The 26,743-nt window shown below is 59.8% G+C and carries 24 protein-coding genes and 2 tRNA genes; 13 read left to right on the top strand and 13 right to left on the bottom strand.

What is annotated here, in order from left to right:
* The first annotated feature begins 70 nt into the window (after positions 1–70).
* The 3 genes from V7D69_RS01695 (at position 71) to V7D69_RS01685 (ending at position 2,371) form a co-directional block, all read left to right on the top strand.
* Positions 71–607 carry a DOMON-like domain-containing protein gene (locus tag V7D69_RS01695; protein ID WP_324064106.1) on the top strand — a complete coding sequence of 179 codons (537 nt, stop codon included), beginning with the start codon at positions 71–73 and terminating at the stop codon, positions 605–607.
* Positions 604–1,809, top strand: coding sequence for an exo-beta-N-acetylmuramidase NamZ family protein (locus V7D69_RS01690; protein WP_333604923.1), 1,206 nt, complete (start codon positions 604–606; stop codon positions 1,807–1,809). Before V7D69_RS01695 ends, V7D69_RS01690 begins: the two co-directional genes overlap by 4 nt.
* Before the next feature lie 79 nt (positions 1,810–1,888).
* Positions 1,889–2,371, top strand: a complete 483-nt coding sequence (locus V7D69_RS01685; RefSeq protein WP_333604922.1) for a YybH family protein — start codon at positions 1,889–1,891, stop codon at positions 2,369–2,371.
* A gap of 45 nt (positions 2,372–2,416) precedes the next feature.
* Here the strand turns inward: V7D69_RS01685 and V7D69_RS01680 are convergent, their stop codons facing one another.
* The 4 genes from V7D69_RS01680 to V7D69_RS01665 are packed head-to-tail and all read right to left on the bottom strand — an operon-like array spanning position 2,417 to position 5,812.
* Positions 2,417–3,598 (bottom strand): vWA domain-containing protein, encoded by a 1,182-nt coding sequence (locus V7D69_RS01680; protein ID WP_333604921.1) that lies wholly within the window; start codon positions 3,596–3,598, stop codon positions 2,417–2,419.
* Between the two features lie 53 nt (positions 3,599–3,651).
* The gene (locus V7D69_RS01675) at positions 3,652–4,536 is read right to left on the bottom strand and encodes a DUF817 domain-containing protein (RefSeq protein WP_324064189.1); all 885 of its coding nucleotides are present in this window, start codon (positions 4,534–4,536) and stop codon (positions 3,652–3,654) included.
* Between the two features lie 3 nt (positions 4,537–4,539).
* Positions 4,540–4,965, bottom strand: a complete 426-nt coding sequence (locus tag V7D69_RS01670) for a GFA family protein (protein WP_442947032.1) — start codon at positions 4,963–4,965, stop codon at positions 4,540–4,542.
* Between the two features lies 1 nt (position 4,966).
* Complete coding sequence (locus V7D69_RS01665; protein WP_333604920.1) at positions 4,967–5,812, bottom strand: AAA family ATPase; 846 nt, start codon at positions 5,810–5,812, stop codon at positions 4,967–4,969.
* A gap of 125 nt (positions 5,813–5,937) precedes the next feature.
* Here V7D69_RS01665 and V7D69_RS01660 point away from each other — a divergent pair, with 125 nt between their 5' ends.
* Positions 5,938–7,131 carry a glycosyltransferase family 87 protein gene (locus tag V7D69_RS01660; protein ID WP_333604919.1) on the top strand — a complete coding sequence of 398 codons (1,194 nt, stop codon included), beginning with the start codon at positions 5,938–5,940 and terminating at the stop codon, positions 7,129–7,131.
* Positions 7,132–7,165: 34 nt separating this feature from the next.
* On the opposite strand, the gene V7D69_RS01655 is transcribed toward V7D69_RS01660, so the two are convergent.
* From V7D69_RS01655 to V7D69_RS01645, 3 genes are all read right to left on the bottom strand, one after another.
* Positions 7,166–7,507, bottom strand: a complete 342-nt coding sequence (locus V7D69_RS01655) for a hypothetical protein (protein ID WP_333604918.1) — start codon at positions 7,505–7,507, stop codon at positions 7,166–7,168.
* Positions 7,508–7,749: 242 nt separating this feature from the next.
* Positions 7,750–9,756 carry a DNA topoisomerase IV subunit B gene (gene parE, locus V7D69_RS01650; protein WP_324061667.1) on the bottom strand — a complete coding sequence of 669 codons (2,007 nt, stop codon included), beginning with the start codon at positions 9,754–9,756 and terminating at the stop codon, positions 7,750–7,752.
* An 84-nt stretch (positions 9,757–9,840) separates the two neighbouring features.
* Entirely contained in the window at positions 9,841–11,013 is a 1,173-nt protein-coding gene (locus V7D69_RS01645) for a penicillin-binding protein activator (RefSeq protein ID WP_333604917.1), read from the bottom strand.
* 39 nt (positions 11,014–11,052) lie between these two features.
* Here V7D69_RS01645 and rsmI point away from each other — a divergent pair, with 39 nt between their 5' ends.
* From rsmI to gshB, 3 genes are all read left to right on the top strand, one after another.
* Positions 11,053–11,880, top strand: coding sequence for a 16S rRNA (cytidine(1402)-2'-O)-methyltransferase (gene rsmI, locus V7D69_RS01640; RefSeq protein WP_333604916.1), 828 nt, complete (start codon positions 11,053–11,055; stop codon positions 11,878–11,880).
* On the top strand, positions 11,877–12,236 hold the full coding sequence (locus V7D69_RS01635) for a YraN family protein (protein WP_333604915.1): 360 nt from the start codon (positions 11,877–11,879) through the stop codon (positions 12,234–12,236). The genes rsmI and V7D69_RS01635 overlap by 4 nt, the downstream gene beginning before the upstream one ends.
* 82 nt (positions 12,237–12,318) lie before the next feature.
* Entirely contained in the window at positions 12,319–13,290 is a 972-nt protein-coding gene (gene gshB / locus V7D69_RS01630) for a glutathione synthase (RefSeq protein ID WP_333604914.1), read from the top strand.
* Positions 13,291–13,319: 29 nt separating this feature from the next.
* Here the strand turns inward: gshB and V7D69_RS01625 are convergent, their stop codons facing one another.
* On the bottom strand, positions 13,320–14,210 hold the full coding sequence (locus V7D69_RS01625) for a tyrosine recombinase XerC (protein ID WP_324061661.1): 891 nt from the start codon (positions 14,208–14,210) through the stop codon (positions 13,320–13,322).
* Entirely contained in the window at positions 14,207–15,358 is a 1,152-nt protein-coding gene (gene hemW / locus V7D69_RS01620; protein ID WP_333604913.1) for a radical SAM family heme chaperone HemW, read from the bottom strand. Before hemW ends, V7D69_RS01625 begins: the two co-directional genes overlap by 4 nt.
* Positions 15,359–15,491: 133 nt before the next feature.
* On the opposite strand from hemW, the gene V7D69_RS01615 reads away from it, so the two are divergent.
* The 6 genes from V7D69_RS01615 (at position 15,492) to V7D69_RS01590 (ending at position 24,181) form a co-directional block, all read left to right on the top strand.
* On the top strand, positions 15,492–16,574 hold the full coding sequence (locus V7D69_RS01615) for an AI-2E family transporter (RefSeq protein ID WP_333604912.1): 1,083 nt from the start codon (positions 15,492–15,494) through the stop codon (positions 16,572–16,574).
* A gap of 80 nt (positions 16,575–16,654) precedes the next feature.
* A complete protein-coding gene (locus V7D69_RS01610) occupies positions 16,655–18,730 on the top strand; it encodes a discoidin domain-containing protein (RefSeq protein ID WP_333604911.1) in 2,076 nt (691 codons plus the stop codon).
* Positions 18,731–19,021: 291 nt separating this feature from the next.
* Positions 19,022–20,965 carry a PrkA family serine protein kinase gene (locus tag V7D69_RS01605; RefSeq protein WP_333604910.1) on the top strand — a complete coding sequence of 648 codons (1,944 nt, stop codon included), beginning with the start codon at positions 19,022–19,024 and terminating at the stop codon, positions 20,963–20,965.
* 20 nt (positions 20,966–20,985) lie between these two features.
* Positions 20,986–22,281 carry a YeaH/YhbH family protein gene (locus tag V7D69_RS01600; RefSeq protein ID WP_333604909.1) on the top strand — a complete coding sequence of 432 codons (1,296 nt, stop codon included), beginning with the start codon at positions 20,986–20,988 and terminating at the stop codon, positions 22,279–22,281.
* Complete coding sequence (locus V7D69_RS01595) at positions 22,281–23,807, top strand: SpoVR family protein (protein ID WP_333604908.1); 1,527 nt, start codon at positions 22,281–22,283, stop codon at positions 23,805–23,807. The genes V7D69_RS01600 and V7D69_RS01595 overlap by 1 nt, the downstream gene beginning before the upstream one ends.
* A 212-nt stretch (positions 23,808–24,019) precedes the next feature.
* On the top strand, positions 24,020–24,181 hold the full coding sequence (locus tag V7D69_RS01590; protein ID WP_333604907.1) for a hypothetical protein: 162 nt from the start codon (positions 24,020–24,022) through the stop codon (positions 24,179–24,181).
* Positions 24,182–24,257: 76 nt separating this feature from the next.
* Here V7D69_RS01590 and V7D69_RS01585 read toward each other — a convergent pair whose 3' ends face one another.
* The 4 genes from V7D69_RS01585 to V7D69_RS01570 form a co-directional block, all read right to left on the bottom strand.
* Positions 24,258–25,304, bottom strand: coding sequence for a PepSY-associated TM helix domain-containing protein (locus V7D69_RS01585; protein ID WP_333604906.1), 1,047 nt, complete (start codon positions 25,302–25,304; stop codon positions 24,258–24,260).
* Between the two features lie 184 nt (positions 25,305–25,488).
* Positions 25,489–25,565: transfer RNA gene (locus tag V7D69_RS01580), tRNA-Pro, on the bottom strand.
* Positions 25,566–25,589: 24 nt separating this feature from the next.
* Positions 25,590–25,665 (bottom strand) — tRNA-Ile (locus V7D69_RS01575).
* A 67-nt stretch (positions 25,666–25,732) separates the two neighbouring features.
* Positions 25,733–26,737 (bottom strand): polysaccharide deacetylase family protein, encoded by a 1,005-nt coding sequence (locus V7D69_RS01570; RefSeq protein ID WP_333604905.1) that lies wholly within the window; start codon positions 26,735–26,737, stop codon positions 25,733–25,735.
* Between the last annotated feature and the right edge of the window lie 6 nt (positions 26,738–26,743).

The raw sequence follows: 26,743 nt of genomic DNA, 5'->3' as shown, positions 1-26,743 counted from the left end.
CGCTTCTGCTCTTGTGACTGGCGAATCCGGATTGCCAGGGGGACCAAACCCCATCTACGCTTTCAGCGCCATGGCCGAACTCGTTTGTCATTCCGCCCATCCTCCCTTGCTCGTCCGCAATATGGAGGCGCGGGTCATCGGCTTCGATACGACATGGCTTCGAGTGCGATGGAAGCTGCTGGGAACAGGTCAGTTGGTGATCCCGCCCTTTGCCGGAAAAGGACGGGCGGACGGGCTTTGGCAGACGACCTGCTTCGAATTGTTCCTGATCGCGGGCGAAGGGAACGGTTATACCGAGATCAATCTATCCCCCTCGGAACGCTGGAACGTTTATGATTTTTCTGGCCGGCGCGAGGGCATGAGCGAACGCCCCATGCCGCGTGAACCCGAATGCAGCATGCGGCTCGGCACTGATCTGGCGATTTTCGATGCCGCGATTCCCGCGGCGGGATTACCCATGCCTCCATGGCGTTGCGGTTTCGCTGCGGTGATTGAAGAGCAAGGCGGCAGGAGGAGCTATTGGGCGCTTGCACATCATACAGATGTTCCCGATTTCCATGATCCGGGTTGCTTCCTGGAGGAGGTTGCGGCACCCAGCCCTGCATGAAATTCGGTATCGATCGCCTTCTTGCGGATTCCAAATTGCGCGCGCCGTTGGAAGGTAAGCGCATTGCACTCATCGCTCATCCCGCCTCGGTAACCGATGGGCTGGCCCATTCGCTTGATGCGCTGATCGCGGCGGGGGTGAACGTGGTTTCGGCGTTCGGCCCGCAGCATGGGCTCAAGGGCGATAAACAGGACAATATGGTCGAGACGGCGGATGAGACCGACCCGACTTACGGCATCCCGGTATTCAGTCTCTATGGCGAAGTACGCCGACCCACGGCGGAGATGATGGCCACCGCCGACGTCTTTTTGTTCGATTTGCAAGACCTTGGCTGCCGCATCTACACCTTTGTCACGACGCTGCTCTATCTGCTCCAAGCTGCAGCGGGGAAGGGCAAGAGCGTGTGGGTGCTTGACCGTCCCAATCCCGTCGGACGGCCGGTGGAAGGTACTCTGCTGCAACCGGGGCAGGAAAGCTTCGTTGGGGCTGGGCCGATGCCGATGCGGCACGGGCTGACGCTGGGTGAGATGGGTCAATGGTTCGTGCGCCAGTTCAATCTCGACGTGGATTATCATGTCATTGAGATGGAGGGCTGGCGGCCGGACAATGGGCCGGGCTTCGGTTGGCCTGAAAGCCGGATATGGATAAATCCCAGTCCTAATGCCGCCAATCTCAACATGGCCCGTGCTTATGCCGGAACAGTAATGCTGGAAGGGACGACGCTTTCGGAAGGGCGAGGCACTACGCGTCCGCTCGAAGTCCTGTTCGGCGCGCCCGATATCGTGGCCCAGGCGGTCTTGGCCGAAATGGAGCAATTGGCGCCTGCTTGGCTGAAAGGCTGCGCGATCCGTGAATGCTGGTTCGATCCCACCTTCCACAAGCATCAAAATACTCTCTGCAGCGCCTTGATGATTCACGCTGAAGGTCCGTTCTATGACCATCGCGTGTTTCGGCCCTGGAGATTGCAGGCGCTGGCCTTCAAGGCCATCCGCAATCTTTGGTCCGACTATCCAATCTGGCGTGAGTTTCCTTACGAATACGAGTTTGACCGCCTCGCTATCGATGTCATCAATGGCGGCAGCGCCTTGCGGGAATGGGTGGATGATCGGGCGGCGCATCCCGATGATCTGGACGCCGTTGCTGCTCGCGATGAACTGGCGTGGCGGGAAGAGGTTGCGGATATCCTCATCTACAAAAGTTAACCGCCTTGCCACGGACAAACCGCAGCGTAGGTTCCCTGGGGCGAGCATCACAAGATGCCGCGCTAGATAGGGGGATGCGATGCGAAAAGTTCCTTTGGGAGTGCCTTTCGTCCGGAGTCTTGCGGTCATTGCACTGACCGGCTGCAAGCAACAGCCCACCGCCGATGCCGCACAACCTGTTACAGAAGCCCAAGCAAAAACTGTGGTGACCGATTTCGCCAAAACAATCCAGTCAATGGATCTGACGGCACTCGACAAATGGTACGCCGATGACGTCGTTGGCTATGATCCGCAAGCGCCTGACCCGGTAGAAGGCAAGGTTTCGATGCATGTCGCCAATGCCCGTTTCATCGACATGAAGTTCGATCACGCAGACATGCCCGATCCCGAAATCCAGATACTGAGCCCGGATCTGTTTGTCGCATCGGGTTTTTCACATCTCACCAGCTCGACGGGAAAAATGAAGAAGGCCGATCTTCGCTATACGGATATATTCAAGAAGCAGGCCGACGGCACCTGGCAATTGATCCACGAGCACTTGGACTTCCCGCCCAAGACCTGAAGCAGGTAATCAAACCGGATGGCCGCGGACTGCTTCTCCGCTCGATCATCCCTTTTTGCGCGTCAGTTCCTTCATTGCGCTGTCGAGCCCGTCAAGCGTGAGGGGGAACATTGCATCGTTCATCATTTCCCGGATCATGCGGGTGGAGCTGGAATATTGCCATTGCCGCTCAGGCGTGGGGTTAAGCCACACCGTCGCGGGATAAGTCTGCGTGACCCGGCTGAGCCATGTCGCTCCGGCCTCATCGTTCATGTGCTCTACTGATCCGCCGGGATGGCTGATTTCGTAAGGACTCATCGCGGCATCGCCGACGAAGATCACCTTATAGTCGTGCCCATACTTGTGAAGGATGTCCCAGGTTGGCGTGCGCTGTGACCGGCGGCGACGGTTATCCTTCCACACACCTTCGTAAAGGCAATTGTGAAAGTAGAAGAATTCCAGATTCTTGAACTCACTGGTCGCGGCGCTGAACAGGTCTTCTACTGTCCGGATGAAAGGATCCATCGATCCGCCGACGTCCAGGAACAGCAGGACTTTGACAGCGTTGTGCCGTTCCGGGCGCATGACCACATCGAGCCAGCCCTGTTTGGCGGTGCCGCGAATGGTCTCCTCGAGATCGAGTTCCTCCGCTGCGCCTTCGCGAGCGAAACGACGCAGGCGACGCAATGCCACTTTGATGTTGCGGGTGCCCAATTCCCTGCCGTTGTCCAGATTGGCGAACTCACGCTTTTCCCAGACCTTGATCGCGCGCTTGTGCTGGCTTTCACCACCAATGCGGATACCTTCGGGATTGTAACCCGAATGGCCGAAAGGTGACGTTCCGTTCGTGCCGATCCATGTGTTGCCGCCCTGATGGCGCGCATGTTGTTCCTCAAGCCGCTTCTTCAGCGTCTCCATGATCTCGTCCCATGACCCGAGCGACTTGATCTTTTCCATCTCCTCGTCAGAGAAATAACGTTCGGCCACGTTTTTCAACCAATCCTCGGGAATATCGACCGGCTGTTGACCATAGTCGCTGAGAATGCCTTTAAAGACTTTCTGAAACACCTGGTCGAACCGGTCCAACAGACCCTCATCTTTCACGAGCGTCGCGCGCGAAAGATAATAGAACGCTTCCGGCGTCTGTTCGATCACGTCCTTTTCCAATGCCTCGAGCAACACCAGGTGCTCCTTCAGCGAGGCTGGAATGCCGGCAGCGCGCAGTTCATCGACAAAGTTTAAAAGCATCTGCGGAGCCTAGCGGATTTGCGCGGAATGGGTGGTGAAGCATTATACCGTTATCAATGGGCACAGCCGTAGGAAATGCCATCGGCATCACGGAATCGCGCCTGCGGACGATGAACCGCTGCTACGAGAACGAAGGAAATATACATCAGCAGATACCAGGCCCCGAGCTTCCCCGGATGGACAATCGTCCAGCCGAGGCGTTGATTAGGATAAATCCAGGCATGTGAAAAAGTGGAGATGTTCTCGGCAAACCATATGAACAGGGCAACCAGGAACCACCCGACCAGTAATGGCATGCAGCGGTCCCGTCGCCAGATCCGGAACCAGATACGGGTCCGGGCAAATAACAGGGTCATGACGGCGAAAAGCACTATCCGTAGATCCGGCAGCCAGTGGTGGGCGAAGAAGTTTACATAGACTGCCAGCGCCAGCAGCCACGTGCACGCCTGCCGCGGATAGCGGCTGAATCGAAAATCGAATATGCGCCAGACGCGTGCGATATAACTGCCGACAGCTCCATACATAAAGCCGGAGAACAGCGGCACTCCGCCGATCCGCAGCACACTGGCTTCTGGATATTCCCACGAGCCGTGCGCGGTTTTGAACAGTTCCATCACCGTGCCGACCAAGTGAAAGGCGAGGATGACTTTCGCTTCATCCGGCGTTTCGAGACGCAACGCCAGCATACCAAGCTGAAGGGCAAGCGCGCTCAGCGTCAGGAAATCATACCGCGATAGCGTAGCGTCAACCGGATAGAGCAGGTGCGTGCCGACCAGCAAAGCCAGCAGTAACGCGCCAAACAGACAGGCCCAGCCCTGCTTGAAGCCGAACAGCGTGAACTCGTAGAGCCATGCACGCCAACCAGCACGCGGTTCGAAGGCTTCGAGGCGAGCTCGAATCGCTGCAAAGCGAGTATGTGCAACTGGTCGCGGCCCCAAGGATCAGCTCGCTGGCAGAGCGGGAGGCTGGCGTGGAAAGCGTTCCAACGCAGGATCAAACACGGCCCAGTCCGGCGCCTCGTCGGTCCAGATTACGGCTTGCGGTCGGAGGTCGTGTCCCACATCGAGGACGCCGAGGCGGAAGGTCATCAAGTGCGGGCGGGCGGAGCTCTGCGCATAGACTTGCGTTCCGCAGGATGGGCAGAAATGGAATGTGAGTGTGTTGCCGCTGTCCGCCGTCCAGGTCGAACTGGCAAGATCGCCGTTCAGTGTGACGTCTGCCACTCTGAAGATGGCGTTATTGGTCGGTCCGCCGGCGGCGATTTGCTGACATTGGCGGCACCAGCATTGGCGCGTGCCGATCGCCTCGCCCAAGACTTTTAGCATGACGGAACCACAGGCACAGTGGCCGGTGTAGCACCTCGCCACCTCACCCACCCCGTCTTGCCATGAACGCCAGCCTCTCGAACAGCATCACGTCCTGCTCGTTTTTCAGTAGTGCGCCGTGGAGTGGTGGAATCGCTTTGCTTGCGTCTGGGCTCTGCAACACGTCGAGCGGCATGTCCTCGTTCAGCAGCAGCTTGAGCCAGTCGAGCAGCTCGCTGGTGGAGGGCTTCTTCTTCAGGCCCGGCACGTCGCGCAGCTCGTAGAAGGTTTCCATGGCCTTTCGCACCAGCGCCTTCTGGATGCCAGGGAAATGGACCTCGATGATTGCTTCCATCGTCTCGCGGTCGGGGAACTTGATGTAATGGAAGAAGCATCGGCGCAGGAAAGCGTCTGGCAGGTCCTTTTCGTTGTTCGAGGTAATGACGACAATCGGACGTTCACTGGCCGCGACATGCTCGCCCGTTTCGTAGACGTCGAAAGCCATGCGATCGAGTTCGGCGAGCAAATCGTTGGGGAACTCGATGTCGGCTTTATCGATCTCGTCGATCAGGAGAACGGGAAGCTGTTTAGAAGTAAATGCCTCCCACAGCTTGCCCTTGCGAATGTAATTGCCGATGTCATGCACCCGTGCATCGCCTAACTGGCCGTCGCGCAGGCGGGCGACGGCGTCGTACTCGTAGAGACCCTGGTGTGCCTTGGTCGTCGATTTGATATTCCAGGTAATCAGCGGTGCGTTGATGGCGCACGCGATTTCCTCGGCAAGCACGGTCTTGCCCGTGCCCGGTTCCCCTTTGACCAAAAGAGGGCGACGCAAGAGGACCGCTGCATTGACCGCGACTTTCAAATCGTCCGTAGCGACGTAATTGCTGGTGCCTTCGAAACGCTGCATCGGCGGGTCCTGTTCGTTTAACCGTTCGATTAGGCCCTATGTTTTGCGGCGCAGCAAGGCAAGATTGTTCGAGAGCACCCAGGATGCATGGACAACCGCTCCTTGGCGCTGCAAGAAACTAAGCCATGGGGGACTTCCTGCGCAGGATGGACTGGCTGGGGCGCGAACGCGCGATCGCATATTTGCGCATCGTGGCCGTGCTCGACGTCGCGCTACTTGTCGTGCTGGTAACGACGTCGCACGCGGGCGTAGACCGCAACGGTTTCCTGTTGGGGACTGACTTCATCAGCTTCTGGACCAGCGGGCGGATGTTGCAGCACGGTGCGAACGTCTATGACGCAGCGGCGCATATGGCTGCGCAGCGCGCGTTTTTTGTGGCGCCCAAGGGATATACGGCATTCTTTTATCCCCCCACCTTCCTGCCGGTGTGCTGGCTGCTGGGCTTGATGGGATATTTCCCGGCATTGGCGGGATGGCTGACGGTGACGGGGGCGTTTTACTTTGTCGCGGCGCGCCGATGGCTTAAGGCAACGGAGATAAAGTCGTCGTGGCTACTGTTCATGGGGTTCCCGGCTGCGGCCATTGTGGTGACGCACGGACAGACAGCTTTCCTCGTCGCCGGTCTCCTGGGGCTGGGCGCATGGCTGGTTCCTTCGCGGCCGGTCTTGGCCGGGATGTTGCTTGGTTTTGCAACGATCAAACCACAGTTCGGCATTCTTGTGCCATTTGCGCTGCTTCTGACGCGCGAATGGAAGACGACTGCCACGGCAGTAATGACGGCGCTGGCGCTGGGGGTGCTATCCGCCGTCTTGTTCGGAGCGCAGATCTGGCAGGACTGGCTGATGGCGAGCGCGCGGGCGCAGGCAACGATGGAGGCTGGCGGTGTGCCCTTCGGCAAGTTCATCACGCCTTTCGCCGCTCTGCGACTGCTGGGCGCGCCCGTCAGTATTGCCTATGCAGCGCAGGCTGTTGTTTCACTCGTCGTAGCACTGCTCCTAGCACGCAGCGCTTGGGGTTGCCGTTGGTCGCCTGCATTGAGCGCTCTCTTGCTGACCGGGGCGTTGCTGGCGACGCCGTTCGCGCTCGATTACGATTTGGTGTTGTTGGCATTCCCTTTACTGTGGCTTACCGGCGAGGGTCTACGCGGCGGCTTTGCGTCCTACGAAAAACTGGCGATCGCCCTTGCCTTCATTACTCCGGCGTTTTCTCGCGCGTTGGGACTGAATGTTGGCTTGCCCGTCACGCCACCGGTTCTGGCTTTGCTGTTCTGGGCTCTTTTCCGGCGCGCATCGGAGCAGCCGTCCGCGCGAATGACCTGACGCCTCAGGGCGTTCGCGCGGGCGAGTCCGGGGATCAGTGATGCCCTCGGCCCGGATAATGCGGCGCGTGCTGGCCACGCTGCGGCGTAAAGGTCCCCTGCATCGTCCGGAAATTATCTCCGGGACGCGCATCGCCACGGCGGAAGTGGTCATGATCGCCGCGATAGAAGCGCCGGTCACGATCGCTTTGTCGATAGTAGAAGAACCCATCCGTGCCCCAGTAGCCATCGTAGATTGGACCATAATAGCCGTCATACCAGCCGTAATAAGGATAGGGATCGTAATAGGCCGAATGAACGCCGACATACCCGTCCCCGCCGCACGCTGCCACTCCGACCAGGAGGGGAGCGACGAAGAAAATTTTCCAAGTACGCATTGCGAGACTCCTTCAAACCCCGCTTCGCGTGGGCGACGAGATCGCCGGCGCGCCAGTCCCTGTTGGATGGCGAACGCTTGATCGAGCGGTCAGGGCGCTTGCCTCTCAGGCTCAATCACAACACAGAAACGAGCGACGCCTGCGCCTGTTCCAATCAGCCACGAGATGCGGCGTGCGTGACAAAAAGTTACAGAAGCTCGTGAATATCCAATGACCGCGCTGATCGCGCAAGCAAACGCGGCCTAAGCGTCAATCAGCTCAGGATCGATTTCACCCGCTCGGTTCTGGATAAATTCGAAGCGGTGTTCAGGATTGCGGCCCATCAGGCGGTCGACAAGATCTTTCACCGCCGCGCGATCTTCATACTCGGGGGGCAAGGTGATGCGGATCAGCGAGCGCGTGGCCGGGCTCATCGTCGTTTCGCGCAATTGCTGGGGGTTCATCTCACCCAGACCCTTAAAGCGGCCGACTTCGACCTTCTTGCCTTTGAACTGCGTTGTTTCGAGTTCGGCACGGTGCGCATCATCGCGAGCATAGGCGGAGGTGGAACCGGCCGTTAGGCGGTAAAGCGGCGGCTGGGCCAGATAGAGATGGCCGCGCCGCACTACCTCAGGCATTTCCTGAAAAAAGAACGTCATCAGCAGCGTAGCGATATGCGCGCCGTCCACGTCTGCGTCCGTCATGATAACGATGCGGTCATAGCGCAGGTTGTCGGGATTGCAGTCCTTGCGGCTACCGCACCCCAGCGCGAGCAGCAGGTCGGCGATTTCCTGATTAGCGCGAATCTTGTCCGCGGTGGCGCTGGCGACGTTGAGGATCTTGCCGCGAATGGGCAAGATCGCTTGCATTTTACGGTCACGCGCTTGCTTGGCGCTGCCGCCTGCGCTGTCGCCTTCGACGATGAACAGCTCGGTATCACCGTTTCCTTCGCCAGAGCAGTCAGTCAGCTTGCCCGGCAGGCGCAGTTTGCGAGCATTCGTCGCCGTCTTGCGCTTGACCTCACGCTCAGCCTTGCGACGGAGGCGCTCGTCCATGCGTTCCATCACGGCGCCTAGCAACGCCTTGCCGCGGTCTAGATTGTCCGAAAGGAAGTGGTCAAAGTGATCGCGTACCGCATTTTCCACGAGGCGGGCTGCTTCGGGGCTGGTGAGGCGATCTTTGGTCTGGCTCTGAAACTGCGGATCACGGACAAAGACCGAAAGCATGACCTCGCTGCCGGTAACGACGTCGTCTGGCGTTATGTCCTTGGCCTTCTTTTGGCCCATCAGTTCGCCAAACGCACGGACGCCCTTGGTCAGCGCGGCGCGCAGACCCTGCTCGTGCGTGCCGCCATCCGGCGTGGGAATGGTGTTGCAATACCAGGAAAAGGCACCGTCCGACCAGAGAGGCCAGGCGATCGCCCATTCGACACGGCCCTGCTCTGACTCGTCCTCTCCTCTCGGAAAATCTTGCGACCCCGCGAAGAACTGGCTGGTCACGCACTCGCGGCCATCGATCTGTTCAGAGAGATGATCCGCCAGACCGCCGGGGAACTGAAAAATCGCCTCAGCCGGCACTTCCTCGTTAGTGAGGGCAGACGCACATTTCCAGCGGATCTCGACGCCAGCGAAGAGGTAGGCTTTCGATCGCACCAATTTGAAAAGGCGGGCGGGCTTGAACTTCTGATCGCCGAAGATTTCAACATCTGGAGTGAACGTCACGGAAGTGCCGCGTCGGTTCGGTGCTGCACCGACCTTATGCAGAGGGCCGAGCGGAGCCCCTCGTGAAAATTCCTGCGCGAACAACTCCTTGTTCCGCGCAACCTCTATGCGCGTGTTCGCAGAAAGCGCGTTGACCACCGAGATGCCAACACCGTGCAGACCGCCAGAGGTCGCATAAGCTTTTCCGGAGAACTTCCCGCCCGAATGCAGGGTGGAAAGAATCACTTCCAGCGCCGACTTTCCGGGAAACTTCGGATGCTCGTCGACCGGTATGCCGCGTCCGTTGTCAACAATCGTCAAACGCCCAGGCGTGCCCGGCTCTTCCTCGAGTATGACTTCGATGCGGTTGGCGTGCCCGGCGACCGCCTCGTCCATCGCATTATCCAGCACTTCGGCGGCAAGATGGTGCAGAGCGCGCTCGTCCGTACCGCCAATGTACATGCCGGGGCGTCGCCGAACCGGCTCAAGCCCTTCCAGCACTTCGATTGCGGAACCATCGTAAGCTTCCCCGTCGGACGCGGGCAATTTGTCGAACAAGTCATCGGGCATGTGCATGACTATAAGCGGCGCCGGATTCCGCGATCAAGCGGTCGGACCTCCTTATCCGCAGGGGCGATGCTCACACGGTCGAAGTCACTCTCCGAACTTGGACGGCGCTGGGCTCACCACTTTAACCGTGCCGGGCGCCACCTCGCGCACTTCCAGCGCGCGTTCCACAATGCCGCCGCGCGTGAAACGGAATGGTCCGTCGAGGCCAAGGAACCCGCTTCCGTCCAGCATTTGCGACACGGGGAAGTCCCTGCCGACCTTCCAGTCGCGCGCTACGCGTAAGGTCAGCAAGACCGCGTCATAACCCAAAGTCGCGATACGAAATGGCGGGGTCCCGAAGCGGGTTCGATAGCTCTTCGAGAACTGTCCGAAACGCTGGTCCGACACCGTGGAGAACCACGCGCCCTTCAGAGCCGGAGACGCGGCCAACTCGCGCTCCCCGCCCCACAACTCGGTTCCGAGCAGCCGCACATTGGTCGTGCCGCCGCCTGTTCGAAAGGCCGTTGCCGCCTTGATCGACAGGCTGCCGCCATCGGCGATGAGCAAAGCGCCATAACCGCCTTTTGCCTTGATTCGTCCTGCCGCTGCGCTGATCGAAGCGGCGCTGCGGTCATAGGGTTCCATTGCGACGACCGTACCCCCGCTGCTACGCACGGCTTGAAGCAGCGCGCTGCTGGCGCGATCGCCATATTCGCCGCGGGGAATCAGCGCACCGAATGCGGAAATCCCTTGCGAGCGGGCATAATTTACAGTGCGGTTAATGGACTGGCCGGGCAAGTTGCCCATGACGAATACATCCTTCGTCGCCGCCTGTTCGTCATTCGAAAAGGAGATCATTGGCACCCTGGCCGGACGGGCGACGGAGGCCACCGCCGGAACATCGTCAGCCAGCAAGGGACCGAGAATCAATTTGTTGCCATCGGCGATGGCGCGACGGGCGGCCTCGGCCGGATTGCCGGCGGTATCGTAAGTGGTAACCCGCAGGTTCTTGGCGCCCGTGTCCAGCAGCGCCATGTTGGCTGCGTTCGCGATCGATTGGCCAACAGCCGCATTGCCGCCGGTGACCGGGACTAACAACGCGATGCGATGACGTTCGGTGTCGACCGGAATCGCGCTCTCGCTCGGCTTTGGGGCCGGCGTGGGCGCTTCGGGCGGGGGGGCTTTGGGAACCACCGCGCAGCCGGCCAATATCGCCAGCAGACCGGTGGTCAGCAGATTTCGCCGATTCACGCGTAAATTCAGACGCTTGTCGAACATCTCTTGCCGCTCCCTGGGTCCTTGGCCATGAGTCCCGTGATGGAACAATCGCTTTCGCCCGGGCTGTATATAGTCGCCACCCCGATTGGCAACCTGGGGGATATCACCCTGCGTGCTGTGGAGGTGCTTCGCGGCGTTGCCGCAGTCGCTTGCGAGGATACGCGGGTGACGGGGAAATTGCTGCATCATCTCGGTTTGAAGAAACCGCTGGTCCGCTATGACGATCACGCCAGGGAAGATGACCGCGAACGGCTGCTGGCACGGATGGAGACGGAGCCCGTAGCGCTGTTGAGCGACGCGGGCACGCCGTTGATCTCCGACCCTGGCTATCGCCTTGTGCGGACCGCGCGGGAACGCGGGATCGCGATCACCAGCTTGCCGGGAGCGAGCGCAGCCATCGTAGCGATCACCCTTTCCGGTTTGCCCAGCGATCGGTTCTTGTTCGCCGGTTTCCTGCCGAACAAAGCCAAGGCGCGGGAGGAGGTGCTGGCGGAGCTGGCACGCGTGCCCGCGACGCTGGTGTTTTATGAGACGGCGCCGCGTCTTGATGCCACGCTGACGGCGATCGGCAGGGTTCTGCCGGGGCGCGAGGTGGCGGTCGCGCGTGAATTGACCAAGAAGTTCGAGGAATGCCGCAACGGCGCTCCCGCCGATCTTGCCGCTCATTATGCCGCGCATCCTCCAAAAGGGGAGATCGTGCTGCTGGTGGCTCCGCCGGCGGATGAAGACCCGGAGAACTTCGACGTGGACGCGCTGTTGCGAGCTCAACTAACCGACGCCAAACCCTCACAGGCCGCGGCGAGAGTGGCGAAAGTGACTGGGCTTGACCGCAAGACCCTTTACGCGCGGGCCCTGGAACTGAAATGAGCCGCAGCCGGACACTGGCGGAGCGCAATGGACGGCGTGGCGAAACCGCCGCGTCGCTTTACCTGATGCTGACAGGTTGGCGCATTCTTGCTCGCCGCGCCAAGACGCCGCGCGGTGAGGTTGACCTCATTGTGCGGCGAGGACGCACACTATGCTTCGTCGAAGTGAAATGGCGCAGAACGGTCGAGGAACTCGACATCGCGATTTCCCTGCCACGTCTGCGCCGGGTCGCCGCTGCCGCCGAAGCGCTGGCGGCCCGGTTCGGCAAGCCAGGAGACACGCAGCGTATCGACGTGATCTTGCTGGCGCCCGGTCGCTGGCCTCGGCGCATCGTCAATGCATGGCAGCCCGGATGATCGAATTGATGCGAAAGCAGTCGCGCCGGCAGTTGAATCCGGCTAGGTCGCGCCCGACAGTAATCCGCAGGACCACAATCGCATGACGTTACGCATCGCCATTCAGATGGATCCGCTTGAGGCCATCAACACGGCCGGCGATTCTTCCTTCGCATTGATGTTGGCGGCGCAGGCGCGCGGGCATACGTTGTTTCATTATGATGTTCGTACCTTGGCCTACGATACATCAGAAGGTGCGGCAGGCAGGCTCACCTGCTGGGGTGCACCGGTAACCGTGCAGCGTGCGGAAGGAGCGCATTTCACGCGCGGCGAGTATCGGCTGATCGATCTCGTCAAGGACATCGACGTGGTGCTGATGCGGCAGGACCCACCCTTCGATTTGGGCTATATCACAGCTACGCACTTGCTTGAGCGGCTTGCGGGACAGACCCTGGTGGTCAACGATCCCGTTTCGGTGCGCAATGCTCCAGAGAAGGTCTTCGTTCTTGATTTCGCGGGCTTCATGCCGCCGACGTTTATCGCCAGACGCATCGAGGACGTACGCCGGTTCCATCAGAAGTACCCCGGCGACTTGGTGGTCAAGCCGCTTCACGGCAACGGCGGTAAGGCGGTGTTCCGCGTGCCGGCTGACGGCAGCAACTTGGGTGCGCTGATCGAGATGTTTCAGAACGCTTGGGTAGAGCCCTTCATGGTCCAGCCCTTTCTTCCCGAGGTGGCGGCGGGGGACAAGCGCATCGTGCTTGTCGATGGTGAATTTGCGGGGGCCATCAACCGTAGGCCGGGAGAGGGTGAATTTCGCTCCAATCTCGCTGTCGGCGGTTCGGCAGAGGCTAGCGGGCTGACTGTTGCGGAAGAGGAAATCTGCGCCGCGCTGGGACCAGCGCTCAGGATGCGAGGATTGGTCTTCGTGGGCATCGATGTGATCGGCGGCAAATGGCTGACCGAGATCAACGTGACCTCACCCACCGGCATCGTCGCGATCGACCGCTTCAACGGCACGGATACCGGCGCCAGGATCTGGGACGCTATCGAGGCTCGTCACGCCGCGATGTAAGCTTGCGATGCAATTTCAAGTGGCGACTGTCAGTCGTGCTCGCGCGGATGTGCGCTGCGATAAACATCAAGCAGGATGGCCGCGTCCACTTTCGTATAGATCTGCGTGGAACTGAGGGAGGCATGGCCAAGCAGTTCCTGCAAAGATCGCAGGTCCGCTCCGGCGCCTAGCAAATGCGTGGCGAAACTGTGGCGTAGCGCGTGCGGCGTCGCGGTGACAGGCAATCCCAGTTCGATGCGCACACGGGCCACGGCCTTTTGCACCATCCCTTGCGAAAGAGCTCCGCCTTTGGCGCCGCGAAACAGCGGTCCGCCGCGCTCCAGCGGCCAGGGGCATTTGGCAAGATAATCTTCCACGCTTTCACGCACGGCGGGCAGTACAGGCACCATGCGCTGTTTGTTGCCTTTGCCGGTAATGACGATTGTCTCTCCCAATGGCACCGCGGCGCCGGTAAGCGAGAGCGCTTCGGCAATACGCAAGCCGCCGCCGTAAAGAAGCAGCAACACGGCGCGATCGCGCGCGCCGATCCAAGCGCTGCCGGCATTCTCTGCCACCGTGTCGGCAAGGTTCGTCGCCTCATCGGGAGTGACTGGTCGAGGCAGGCCCTTCTTGACGCGGGGGCCGCGAAGGCGGGGCGGCATGGCGTTGTCCATTCCCGCCTGCGCGCGCGCGAAAGCGAGAAAGCCCTTCAACGCGGCAAGCTCACGCGCCACGGAAACATTGCCAATACCTTCCTGACGTCTTTTGGCCAGTTGTTTGCGCAGGTCAGCTACGCCTAAACGAGCCAAATCGGCCCAATCGACATCGCCATCGAGCAGCCGTGCGGCAGTGGCGACATAGGCACGCACCGTGTGTGGGCTGCGCCGGCGGCCCTGCGTCAGGTAAGCGCCCCAGGCTTCCAAGATATCGGGCTTGGTCATGCCTCCACCAGAGCAAAGGGAACCAACTCCGCGAGAAGTGCATCGAGCAGGGGCATTCCGCTTTCCGTTACACCCAACTTGGCGCCGCTTTGCCAAACCAATTCTTGCTTCTCGTAGAAGGTCGCCTTGGTGGCGTTGTGCAACTCCGCCGGATCCAGGCCGAAGCGCGAAGCCAGTTCCCCCAAGTTCACGCCCTCGCGCAGACGCAGGCCCATGAGCATGGCTTCGCTGGCTTGCTCTCGCGCATCGAGCGAGCGCATTTCCGATATGCCGTTCCCCGAACGATCAACGGCGTCCAACCAGTTCTCCGGCTTGCGATGTCGCACCGTCGCCGTACCGGATCGCCGTCCATGTGCACCGGGGCCAATCCCGCAATAATCCTGATAGCGCCAGTATGTGAGGTTATGGCGGCTTTCCTCGCCAGGGCGGGCATGGTTGCTAACTTCGTAAGCGGGGAGGCCCGCGGCAGCGGTCATTTCGCGGGTCATCGCGAAAAGATCAGCGCAGGCGTCGTTGTCCAATGGTGTGAAATTGCCCTTCCTCACCATCGTCTCAAACCGCGTACCTGCTTCGATGGTAAGTTGGTAAAGCGAGAGGTGTCCGGTTCCGAATGATAGCGCTCGCGTCAGCTCCGCCTGCCATTGCTCCGGCGCCTGATCGGGGCGGGCGTAGATCAGGTCGAACGAGACGCGCGCGAAATGCCGCTGCGCGATTTCCAATGCGGCCAGGCCCTCGGCCGCATCGTGCAGGCGGCCCAGAAAGCGCAACGTGTCATTATCGAGCGCCTGCAAGCCCAGCGAGACGCGATTCACGCCGGCCGAAGCCAGCGCCGCATAATTCGCCGCTTCGACGGAGGAGGGATTCCCTTCCAGCGTAATTTCGATCTCGGGTGCGAAGCCCCACAGCGTCTCGGCCTCTTCGAGTAGTCGGGCGACGAGAGCTGGAGGCATCAGCGAAGGGGTGCCCCCGCCGAAGAATATGCTTTCCAGCGGTTCCTCTGTCGAAACAAAGCGTTCGTGCCGCATGTCCGCGAGCAATGTTTGCTCCCAGCGCGCATGATCTACTGTTTCCCGCACGTGGCTGTTGAAGTCGCAGTAAGGGCATTTAGCGAGACAGAAGGGCCAATGGATATAAAGCGCGCGAGCCATCGGCGGCTTCTACAGCATCGCCATCTTCAAATGAATCCCGTTTTCCCGCGAAATTATGCCAATCGTTCGGATCCGGCGCATAAGCGGAAATCCGCTGCTGCACGCGGCCGCCATTGACGCTAATGGAGACGGTATGAACGCTCAGGACAGTCAACCGACGGCATCGCAAGTGCGCTGGCCCCGCATCGTCGGGCTGTGTCTGCTGATCGGTTTCGGCCTTTGGATCGCAAGGGATTTTATGGCAGCGCTGGTCTGGGGCGTCGTGATTGCCATTGCGATCGATCCCTTGCACATGCGCCTGAGGGAGCGGTGGCCCGGCGTCGCCGGGCATGTGTTGCTTGCGTTGATGTTGACGCTCGGCGTGGCCCTTGTCGTGCTTGTGCCTTTGGTGCTGGGGATCGCGCAGGCCGCCATGGAGGTGCGGGAAGTTTCGATATGGATCGATGCGGCCAAGACCAATGGCATTCCTCCTCCGCTCTGGCTGGCCCGTGTGCCGTATGGCGAGGCGGCTCTCACTCAATGGTGGGCGCAGCACCTGGCTACGCCCGAAGGCGCTGCCGCGCAACTGCACAGCCTTACCGGGGGTGATCTTATCACTCACACTCGGCTAATCGGCAGTAGCGTGCTGCATCGAGCCGTGATTTTCGCTTTCACGCTGCTTGCGCTGTTCTTCCTGCTGCGGGATCGGGACACGATTCTTGCGCAGGTCCGTCAGGCGGGCGAGCGTCTACTGGGCCCGGCGAGCGAGCGTATCGGGAGCCAAGCTGTGCAGTCTGTGCGCGGCACGATCGATGGCCTTATCCTGGTTGGCATGGGAGAGGGCCTGGTAATGACGGTCATCTACCTGCTGCTTGGCGTTCCGCACCCTCTGCTCCTGGGTATGCTGACGGCGGTGGCGGCGACGATCCCCTTCGGAGCCGCGTTCATGTTCCTGATCGCGGCAGCGCTTCTGCTGGGCTTGGGATCGGTTTCCGGTGCAATCATCGTGATGGCGTCCGGGCTTGCGGTCGTAGGGATAGCGGATCATTTCGTCCGACCGGCGCTGATCGGCGGCGCGACCAGACTACCGTTTCTGTGGGTACTGATCGGCATTTTGGGCGGCGCGGAGACGCTGGGCGTCCTGGGCCTGTTCGTTGGCCCAGCCACCATGGCCGTTCTCGTCATGCTCTGGCGTGATTATGTTGATACCGGGGTGAATGCATGTTCGATTTCGTGAGGGTTCGTGCAGGCACATCAACCCCAAAATCACGCGCGCCAGCAAGAGCGACGGCCACGCTAGCAAGCGCAGTATTTTGGTTGGTCCCGTGGGGACACGCGCACGGTGGGGTCGCTACGGCCGAGCGAGTTCTCGTAGATTTTTCGAGCATCGATCGCCAGCCCTCCTTTCGCCCGGATGAAGCGCTTGGCGCGGCGTTCGATGGTGCTGAGCGGGGCGATATCGACCGCTTGCTGACGCCGCACAACATCGCCGCGATGAAGTCGGCCGATCTGCGCCCGCTAACATATCGGTTGCGCACCGAATTGGGCATTCAAGTCTGGCACTGGAACCCGGCCGGGCAATGGAGTGATCCCGCGCGCAAGCAAGGCTATTGGACGTCCAGCGACACGCTGGGGGCGCCTATCGCGCTCTCATGGGGCTATCGTCTGCCCCGGCGAGGCGACACCGTCGATAACGCGACCAACGACGAGTATTCGCGGCTCACCGACGGCGACCGTAAGACTTTCTGGAAATCTAACCCCTATCTTGATCCGTCCGTGTTGCATGATGGTCTGGATCATCCTCAATGGCTTCTGCTGAATCTCGGCAAGCCGCGGCCGATCGATACGGCAGTGATCGATTGGGGAATGCCCTTCGCCGTCAGCTACGATGTGCAGTACTGGACTGGCGGCACGGATTACGATCCACTCGGCCGGTGGGTCACTTTTCCCGAGGGCACGGTCACTGAAGGGAAGGGCGGGCAGGTGACGCTGCGGCTGGCCGACCGGCCCATTCAGGCCACTTTTGTGCGTGTGCTGCTTCACACCGGTTCGGGAACGGCGCCCGCTGGAGCTTCGGATTGGCGTGACCGCCTGGGTTATGCGGTACGCGAAGTCTCGTTCGGCCTGCGCCGTACGGACGGTTCGTTCGACGATGCCGTTGTCCATGCCGCTTCCCATGAGCATCAGACTTTCGCCCACGTTTCCTCAACGGATCCCTGGCATCGGGCCGAAGACCGCAATCCCGACCTGGAGCAGGCTGGGATTGACCGTATTTTCGCCAGTAAGCTCGGGTTCGGCCTGCCGGTCATGATGCCGACCGGTACGCTTTACGACACGCCGGAGAACGTGGCGGCCGAGCTGCGCTACATTGCCAAACGTGGCTATCCGGTAAAGCAGATAGAACTCGGCGAAGAGCCGGACGGGCAATACGGCTCGCCCGCGGATTATGGGGCGCTGTACCTGATGATGCTGGATCGGGTCCGGAACATCTTGCCAGGCATTGTTTTCGGCGGCCCCAGCCTCCAAAGTGGCTCTTCGGATCTATGGCTGCAGGACAGGCCAGGATCTTGGAACGCCGGTTTTGTCGACTACCTGAAGCAGCGCAATCGCCTCAGTGATCTCGGCTTCGTGTCCTTCGAGTATTACCCCTTTGACGATATCTGCGGCGACATTCATGCCAAGCTGATCCATCAGACGGCAATGATGGACGACATTGCCCGGCGTTTCGATAGTGACGGGCTTCCGCGTTCTATCCCGCGTATCATTACCGAGTACGGCTTTTCGGCCTATTCTGGGCGAGCGATGTCTGAAATGCCCAGCGCTCTGCTGATGACAGGCATTGTCGGCCAATGGATGACCCTTGGTGGAAATGCCGCCTACATGTTCGGCTACGGCCCCGCCACACCTGTAAATCAGCATCTGCCATGCGCAGGCTACGGAAACATGATGCTGCACATGGCGGATGCGCGGGGCGAAGCGGTCACGCCCATGCCGAGCTATTACACCGCACGGTTGCTGACTCATGTCTGGACTTTGCCAGGCCATCGATTGCACCGGGTGGTGGCCGCAAGGACAGAGGGCGCCGGTCCGGAACCCGATGTCGTCACTTACGCCGTGGAGCGACCTGACCAACGCCTCGCCGTGATGCTGATAAATCGCAGCGCAACTCATGCGCATCGGCTGGCGCTGACCATGCAAGGCTTGTCGCGCGAACCGGCCGGCATGGCCGATATCTATAGCTATGGCGCGCGCCAGTACGCCTGGCTGGATGCCGGCGCGCGGAGCCGACCACTGCGTAGTCTTCCACCTGCACATCGCCGGCAAGGAGTAAATGCAACGATCGCGATGGCACCTGCCTCGATCGCGGTGGTGGTGGTGCCGATGCCGCAGTGAAAAGCACGCGCGAGCTATCGAAACAGAAAGGGCGCGGCCCCAGCCCCTCCGCTATTGCGGCCCATTATGCCGAGCCCCCACGTTGCGCCGATTTATCATGACGTGCCAACTGCATCCCCAACCTGCTTTGCCTTCCGGATGCCGCATATGTTGGGCCTGAGCGGAAACCATGTGCAGTTCCACAGGTTTCCTGTGTAAATCCTTGATCCCAATGTCGCCGCCTACTGGCAAGCGGATCAGCAAAGGCATACATTGGTATTCGGTGACGGACACTTTGGTGGGAGTCGACCATTGGCTGACAGCGATCTGTTTTCCGACTTTAAACGGAAGTTCGACGAACGGCGTCAGGCGGATATGTCCCTGGAGGACTATCTTATCGGATGCCGCAAGTCCCCCTTGATGTATGCGACTGCGCCGGAAAGGCTGCTCGCGGCGATCGGCGAATCACAAATCGTCGATACCGCGCACGATCAGCGCCTGGGACGGATATTCATGAACCGGACGATCCGGGTCTATCCCAGTTTCTCGGCTTTCTACGGGATGGAGCAGACCATCGAACAGATCGTCAGCTTCCTGCGCCACGCATCGCAAGGGCTGGAGGAGCGAAAGCAGATCCTTTACCTGCTGGGTCCTGTCGGCGGCGGCAAGTCGTCTTTGGCGGAGCGGCTCAAGGCGCTGATGGAGGAATATCCGATCTATGCGCTGAAGGCCGGGGATGAGATCAGCCCGATCTTTGAAAGCCCGCTTTCGCTGTTCGATGTCGAACAGCACGGCCCAATGATAGAGGATAAGTACGGCATTCCGCGCCGGCGGTTGACCGGCCTCGTCAGTCCGTGGTGCCGCAAGCGGCTCGACGAGTTCGGCGGCGACATCTCCAAATTCAGGGTCGTCCGGCTGATGCCGTCGCGGATGCGCCAGATCGCGATTTCCAAAACCGAACCAGGAGATGAAAACAACCAGGACATTTCCTCGCTGGTCGGCAAGGTCGACATCCGCAAGCTGGAGATGCTTTCGCAAAACGATCCGGATGCTTACAGCTATTCAGGTGGACTGAACCGCGCGAACCAAGGCATTCTCGAGTTTGTCGAGATGTTCAAGGCGCCGATCAAGATGCTGCATCCCCTGCTCACCGCCACGCAGGAGGGAAATTACATCGGCACTGAGAATATCGGAGCGATCCCGTTCTCGGGCGTTATCATGGCCCATTCGAATGAGACCGAATGGCAAAACTTCAAGAACAACAAGAACAACGAAGCCTTCATTGACCGCATTTTCGTTATCAAGGTGCCCTATTGCCTGCGCGTAACGGAGGAGCGGCAGGTCTATGAAAAGCTATTACGCGAATCTGAACTGGCCTCAGCCGCCTGTGCCCCCGGCACGCTGGACATGCTGGCGCGGTTCTCCGTGCTGACCCGCTTGCGTGAGCACGAGAACTCTAATCTCTATTCCAAGATGCGGGTCTACGATGGCGAGATGCTGCGCGAAATTGATCCGCGAGCAAAAAGCTTGCAGGAATATCGGGATGCCGCTGGCGTGGACGAGGGCATGTCGGGCATCTCGACCCGCTTTGCGTTCAAGGCGCTTTCGGCGACATTCAATCATGACACGAATGAAATCGCCGCTGATCCGGTCCATTTGATGTATGTCTTGGAACGGATGATCCGGCAGGAACAATTCCCGTCTGATAGTGAGGCCCGTTATCTGGAATTCGTGAAGGGCGAACTGGCGCCCCGCTATGCCGAATTTATCGGCAACGAGATCCAGAAAGCCTATCTGGAAAGCTATCACGATTACGGCCAGAATTTGTTCGACCGCTACGTCGCTTACGCCGACGCTTGGATTGAGGATCTGGATTTCAAGGATCCGGACACGGGTCAATTGCTTAACCGCGAGGTGATCGACCAGGAGCTCTCCAAGACCGAGAAGCCTGCGGGCATCGCCAATCCGAAGGATTTCCGCAACGAAGTGGTCAAGTTCGCGCTGCGGATGCGGGCGACGAACGAGGGGCGCAATCCTTCCTGGACATCTTATGAAAAGATCCGCGAGGTCATTGAGAAGCGGATGTTCAGCCAGGTCGAGGATTTGTTGCCGGTTATCAGCTTCGGCTCCAAGAAAGACGGCGAAAGCGCCAAGAAGCATAGCGAATTCGTCGAGCGCATGGTCACGCGCGGCTACACCGAACGGCAGGTTCGCCGCCTTGTCGAGTGGTATATCCGCGTCAAGCAAGCAGGATAAGGGAGTTCGGCAAGCAGCACATGTACATCATCGACCGACGACTGAACCCTGGGGGCAAGAGCCTGGTCAATCGCCAGCGCTTCTTGCGGCGGGCCAAGGCGGCGGTGCAGCAGGCAGTGCGTGACAGCCTTAAGGATCGCAGCATCAAGGACCTCGACAAGGAAGGTCAGATCAGCATTCCTCGCGGTGGCATCGGCGAGCCGACCTTGCACCGTGCCGCACAGGGCGGCGATCGCGAGCGGGTGTTTCCAGGTAATAAGGACTATCTCGAAGGTGACCGGATTCCGCGTCCTGAAGGCGGGACGGGGGGCGGATCTCAGGCCGGCACGGGCGACAGCGAAGACGATTTTCGCTTTGTCCTTTCGCGTGAGGAGTTTCTTGAGCTGTTCCTCGATGACCTGGAGCTACCAGATCTTGCCAAGCGCAAGCTCACCGGAGAGGAGTCTGTCGCGCTCCGCCGCGCTGGTTATACGACTGTCGGTTCCCCATCGAACCTTTCGGTGCCCCGCACGATGCAAAAGGCGATGTCGCGGCGGCTTGCGCTTCGTCGTCCGAGCCGCGGCGAGTTGGAAGGTATCGAGGAAGAAATCGCCCGACTTGGGAACGGCAATTCCGAACGGGTCGAAGAGTTGAAAAGGGAACGCGAACGGCTGCTGCGCCGCCGCGCTCTTATTTCCTATATCGATCCGGTTGACCTGCGCTATCGTCGTTTCGAAACCGTGCCGCGGCCTATAGCCCAAGCCGTGATGTTCTGCCTGATGGACGTTTCCGGCTCGATGACCGAGCATATGAAGGACCTTGCCAAGCGGTTTTTTGCGCTACTCCATCTGTTTCTGACACGGTGCTACCAGCACGTGGAGGTGGTGTTCATTCATCACACGGACCGCGCGGCCGAAGTGGATGAGGAAACCTTCTTCTACAGCACGGTATCGGGGGGGACGCTCGTTTCCAGCGCTCTGGAGGAACTGCTGAAGGTCGTCGCCGCGCGTTATCGGCCGGATGATTGGAATATCTACGTCGCGCAGGCGTCGGACGGTGACAACATGAGCCGTGACAATCTGAAAACGATCGCCCTGCTCAAGGAGGCGATCCTGCCGATGTGCCAGTATTACGCCTATATCGAGGTTGGGCCAGAGGAACCACCGATGGCGGGCCTTTCGGGATCGGCGGAGAGCGACCTGTGGACTTCTTATGGCGAATTGACATCGAGCTATCGCCACTTCGCCATGCGAAAAGTACATCACCGCCGAGAGATCTACCCGGTCCTGCGCGAGCTGTTTCGGAAACGCGGCGCGCTCGAGCCCGCGGATAGCTGATGGCGGAGCAGGTATCCGTGCCCCTGTTCGAGGGAAGCGATTGGGATTTCGCGCTGATTCAACGTATTTACGACGCGGTTGAACAAATCGCGCTGAGTGAACTGAAGCTCGACGTCTATCCGAACCAGATCGAGATCATTAGCGCAGAACAAATGCTGGACGCCTATTCGTCAACCGGCATGCCGCTGTTCTACAAGCACTGGTCGTTCGGCAAGCAGTTCGTGGCGAACGAGATGCTCTATCGGAAGGGGCTGCGCGGACTTGCCTATGAACTGGTGATAAATTCCGACCCCTGCATCAGTTACATCATGCAGGAAAACAGCGCGACAATGCAGACTTTGGTTATCGCGCATGCGGCGTTCGGTCATAACCATTTCTTCAAGAACAATTACGCATTCAAGCAATGGACCGATGCCGAGGGCATTCTTGACTACCTGGAATTTGCCAAGAGCTTCATTGCACACTGCGAGGAGCGGCATGGTCAACAGGCGGTCGAGCGGTTGCTGGATTGTGCTCATGCACTCATGCACCAGGGCGTTCATCGTCATCCAAGGGTTCGGGCGCGCGACCTGAAAGCCGAGGCGGCGCGCGAGGCTGAGCGGGAGGCTTATCGCGATCGGATCTACGACGATCTTTGGCGCACCTTGCCGGCCGAACCGAAAGCGCCGGTCGTCGAGGCGGACGAACGGCGCAGGGAACTTAACCTCCCGCAAGAGAACATTCTCTATTTCCTGGAGAAGATGGGTCCAAGGCTTGAGCCGTGGCAGCGGGAAATCCTGCGGATCGTCCGGCTGATCGCGCAGTACTTCTACCCTCAGCGCCAAACCAAGGTGATGAACGAAGGCTGCGCCACATGGTGCCACTATCAGATCATGACGAAGCTTCACCAGCGCGGCCTGATTACCGACGGCTCCTTCATGGAGTTCCTCCAGTCGCACACCAACGTTGTTTATCAGCCCAACTATGACGTGCCGCAGTTCAGCGGCTTCAACCCTTACGCGCTCGGCTTTGGGATCATGCAGGACATAGTGCGGATCAGCGAGAACCCCACCGACGAGGATAAGGACTGGTTTCGGGATTTTGCCGGGAAGAATGATGCCGTGGGCGTGCTCAAGGACGTCTGGGCGAATTACCGCGACGAGAGCTTCATCTCGCAATTCCTGAGCCCGCACATGATCCGCCATTGGCGGCTGTTCCAGGTCATGGACAAACAATCCGAAACGGAACTTGGCATCGCCGCAATTCACGACGAGCGCGGCTATCGTCGCATCCGCCGCGCTCTCGCTCGCGAGTTCGACATCGGCAGGCAGGAACCAGACATCCAGATCGTCGACGTCGACTTGGCGGGCGATCGCGCGCTTGTGCTTGAACATCTCGTTGCCGACGGCCGGCTGCTGGACGAAAGGGATGCGACGATGGTGCTGCAAAGCCTGGCCGACTTATGGGGTTATGAAGTCCGCTTGAAAGAACTAGACGCCGTCGATCGCAGGGAATTGAAGGCACATGTTCTGTCGCCACAAGCCTGAGCCGGGGCCGCTTGGCTCCAGCAGCGGAATCCGGTTTTAATCCCGCGAAAAGCGCGGTATATCAGTCGTAGTTCAACCACGCTGGTTTCCAGCTTTCCTGTCGCTGTCCGTCCTCCGGGCCGTTCAACAGTAAGGTGGGAAGCAACGGGTTAGGAGTTTGTCCAATGATCCATTCGGACACTCATCGGTCTGATTGCCTAGAGCGAGCGCGGATGCACGAGCGGCTGGCCGCCTCGACCAATGATGCGGCCGCACGACAGATGCACCAGGCGATGGCCTCGGAGTTCAGGCGCCGTGCCGAGCAGATGAGGGGCGATGACTTGCCACCGCCTCCCTCCGCGCCTGTGCTTGAGGTCTATCCGGCACTGCGCTGACGGAAGTCGGCAATCGGATATTGACCGTACTTTCAAAAATGCGTTTGGCACGTGTTCGTCCGCGCGATGTTAAGGTTCAGCCCGTGCGCTTGTGGTGAAACCAGAAGGTCCACACTGCCAGTGTCCCTAGCAATCCGAGTGCAAGACCTGACATGGTCATCACTAGGCGGTAGGCAACACCCCCCACTTTCCCGGCATGCAGGGGATACAACAGATAGTACATCTGAACCTGCGTCGGCGAGTGACCCGGATCCTGTGCCGCCACAAGCCTGCCCGTATCAGCGGCGAACCAAAGCGTGGTCCTTCCGTTAGGAAGCCATTCCCATGGTTGCTTCATCCGAACAGTGATAAGACCATTGCCCTTGCGCGGAAGTGAGACGCCGCGCACATCGGCCTTTGGGAATCGTACGTGGGCTGCCTTGACGATGCCGGCCCAATCCACATCGCGGCTCATCTGCACGGAGAGGGGGTGCGGCGGTCTGGCAGCCACTTCAATGGCGGCTGCCGCGCCGGGACCTAGCACGATGGATGACAAGGGCCGAAACACCATAACCGAACCCGTCACAAGCGAGAGCAGCAGCAGCGGCGCCATCATGATTCCGATGTCGCGATGGTGGCGAACGATCGCCGGGCGGCTTAGTCGCTTGGGCAGCAACCGGAAGTTGAAGGTTTGCCGGGTTCGCCACCACAGGATTGTTCCTGTCACGGTGAAGAATACGCCGGCCAGACCCATGATGCCTATCACGATCTCACCCGCTTCGCCGGAGAAGAGGCGCCGATGAAGATCGGAAAGCCACAGTTCGGGACGGGCCCATTGGCTATCCCAGTGGACCAGGACGTTCCCACTCTGATCGGTATAGGCACCGCCGCCGTTCTCATAGGCGATCCGGTGGACTGCGAAACCCGGAGAAGCGAGGATAATCGTGCGCGCCGTCCGGTCGGTCATGATTTTCGTGAGCGCTTCAGCTACCTGTTCAGTCTCTTGAATCGGTGCGTCCAGCTTGCGCGTAACGGTTGTCCAGGCATCTCGATGCACCAGGATAGCGCCGGAGATGCCAATCACGGCCATCAACAGCCCTATCAGGCCGCCCAACCAACGATGACTGAGCTCAATCCAGCGCATTTAGGCGAAATACCGGCAGAAGCGCAGAGGATGCCTTTGCATGTGACCTACCCGCTCTTTGCCAATTTGATGAACTTGAGACATTCCCTTTTCCCGTGGGCCCGCACCTTTAATCAGCATGCGGCAAGGGTCTTTCATAAACCGGCAGGACCGTCAATCAACTGATTGAAAATAAGCAAGAAGTTGGTCGGGGAGACAGGATTCGAACCTGCGACATCCTGCTCCCAAAGCAGGCGCGCTACCGGGCTGCGCTACTCCCCGACCCTTCAGACGTGCAGTCCACGGTGGTGGGCCCGGCAGGATTCGAACCCGCGACCTAGCCGTTATGAGCGGCCAGCTCTAACCGCTGAGCTACAGGCCCCTACCGCCGTGCGCCGCGGCAGTGCACGAGCCGACCGGGCCGATGCGCGTTAGCTTGACTGAAGCGATCAGGCAAGCTTCACTGACGACATGATCTCGGCAATGCTTGTGGGTTTTACGCCACGCCGTGCCAGATGGCCGAACAACGTGCGCCACCAGTCGTAAAGTGCGTCCAGATCATCGTCACTGCGCACGTAAGGCGTGTGGCCCGGCGCCAGGGAAGGGCTGTGGAAAGAGAACACAAGCACCGGCAGTTTTTCATCGATGGCGATATCAACGCCGCGCAGCGCCTCTTCTGCGGTGATTCCCTCCGGCGTCAGGGGTATCCGCTCCAACAGCCCTGCGCGAGCCAGCACGCCTCGCATAGACGGAGTTCGCCACAAGTGCGGATAGATGACGTTGCCCATCTGTCGCAACGGCCCCCAATAGACTGTGGTAAGCGGCAGTTCCAGAAGCCTGCGTTCCTGATCCACCCAGTATGGGTGCAGCGGGTGATCGCGATAATTCGGACCACCGTTGCCGCTATAATCGAAACGCGCACGCACGGACGTATCGATGGCGATACCGCATTCCAGCAGGATATCCGCCGTATGGGGACCCAGGCCATAACGACCGGCGCGGTAAATCAGTGGTGCGACGCCGAATGCCTGTTGTATCCGGTCGCGCAGAGTGCGGAACTTGGCGCGCTCCAGTTGGAAAGGCAGGTTTCCGGCATAGCTGTTGAACTCGCTGACTTCTTCTTCAAAAGGCGGGCTGACCCAAGGGTGCAGTTGAACGCCGATCTCGCCCCGCCCGTTAGTCACGGCTCCGCCGATCACTTCGGATACGTAAGTGGAGGAAGCCACCGGATAGTCGATCAGGTAAATTGGAACGACACCGAATCCTTCGCAGAATTGCTGGAATTTGCGAAGGGCGGGAACGGTAACGACGCTGTGCTTCTCCCTCGCGAGCGGGGCGTTCCAATCGAACTCCTCCTCGGTGTCGACGGTGACGATGAAGCGCTGGCCGAAGTCCGTTCCGAACATCGCGGCCGCGTCCTTGCCGGGCGGTTCCAGGAGATTGGGCCCTGGCAAAGCAAA

The sequence above is a fragment of the Novosphingobium sp. genome (assembly GCF_036733805.1).
Lineage (GTDB): Bacteria > Pseudomonadota > Alphaproteobacteria > Sphingomonadales > Sphingomonadaceae > Novosphingobium.
Note: the sequence above shows the minus strand (reverse complement) of the source record. Positions and strands in the feature narration are given on the sequence as shown.

Excerpts from the sequence above, each read along its gene's own strand:
- V7D69_RS01690 (WP_333604923.1), top strand. The coding sequence starts at position 604 with ATGAAATTCGGTATCGATCGCCTTCTTGCGGATTCCAAATTGCGCGCG.
- V7D69_RS01665 (WP_333604920.1), bottom strand. The coding sequence starts at position 5,812 with ATGCAGCGTTTCGAAGGCACCAGCAATTACGTCGCTACGGACGATTTG.
- V7D69_RS01635 (WP_333604915.1), top strand. The coding sequence starts at position 11,877 with ATGAGCCGCAGCCGGACACTGGCGGAGCGCAATGGACGGCGTGGCGAA.
- gshB (WP_333604914.1), top strand. The coding sequence starts at position 12,319 with ATGACGTTACGCATCGCCATTCAGATGGATCCGCTTGAGGCCATCAAC.
- rsmI (WP_333604916.1), top strand. The coding sequence starts at position 11,053 with ATGGAACAATCGCTTTCGCCCGGGCTGTATATAGTCGCCACCCCGATT.
- V7D69_RS01595 (WP_333604908.1), top strand. The coding sequence starts at position 22,281 with ATGGCGGAGCAGGTATCCGTGCCCCTGTTCGAGGGAAGCGATTGGGAT.
- V7D69_RS01590 (WP_333604907.1), top strand. The coding sequence starts at position 24,020 with ATGCACGAGCGGCTGGCCGCCTCGACCAATGATGCGGCCGCACGACAG.
- hemW (WP_333604913.1), bottom strand. The coding sequence starts at position 15,358 with ATGGCTCGCGCGCTTTATATCCATTGGCCCTTCTGTCTCGCTAAATGC.
- V7D69_RS01615 (WP_333604912.1), top strand. The coding sequence starts at position 15,492 with ATGAACGCTCAGGACAGTCAACCGACGGCATCGCAAGTGCGCTGGCCC.
- parE (WP_324061667.1), bottom strand. The coding sequence starts at position 9,756 with ATGCCCGATGACTTGTTCGACAAATTGCCCGCGTCCGACGGGGAAGCT.
- V7D69_RS01695 (WP_324064106.1), top strand. The coding sequence starts at position 71 with ATGGCCGAACTCGTTTGTCATTCCGCCCATCCTCCCTTGCTCGTCCGC.
- V7D69_RS01685 (WP_333604922.1), top strand. The coding sequence starts at position 1,889 with ATGCGAAAAGTTCCTTTGGGAGTGCCTTTCGTCCGGAGTCTTGCGGTC.
- V7D69_RS01645 (WP_333604917.1), bottom strand. The coding sequence starts at position 11,013 with ATGTTCGACAAGCGTCTGAATTTACGCGTGAATCGGCGAAATCTGCTG.
- V7D69_RS01625 (WP_324061661.1), bottom strand. The coding sequence starts at position 14,210 with ATGACCAAGCCCGATATCTTGGAAGCCTGGGGCGCTTACCTGACGCAG.
- V7D69_RS01660 (WP_333604919.1), top strand. The coding sequence starts at position 5,938 with ATGGGGGACTTCCTGCGCAGGATGGACTGGCTGGGGCGCGAACGCGCG.
- V7D69_RS01585 (WP_333604906.1), bottom strand. The coding sequence starts at position 25,304 with ATGCGCTGGATTGAGCTCAGTCATCGTTGGTTGGGCGGCCTGATAGGG.
- V7D69_RS01655 (WP_333604918.1), bottom strand. The coding sequence starts at position 7,507 with ATGCGTACTTGGAAAATTTTCTTCGTCGCTCCCCTCCTGGTCGGAGTG.
- V7D69_RS01600 (WP_333604909.1), top strand. The coding sequence starts at position 20,986 with ATGTACATCATCGACCGACGACTGAACCCTGGGGGCAAGAGCCTGGTC.
- V7D69_RS01680 (WP_333604921.1), bottom strand. The coding sequence starts at position 3,598 with ATGCTTTTAAACTTTGTCGATGAACTGCGCGCTGCCGGCATTCCAGCC.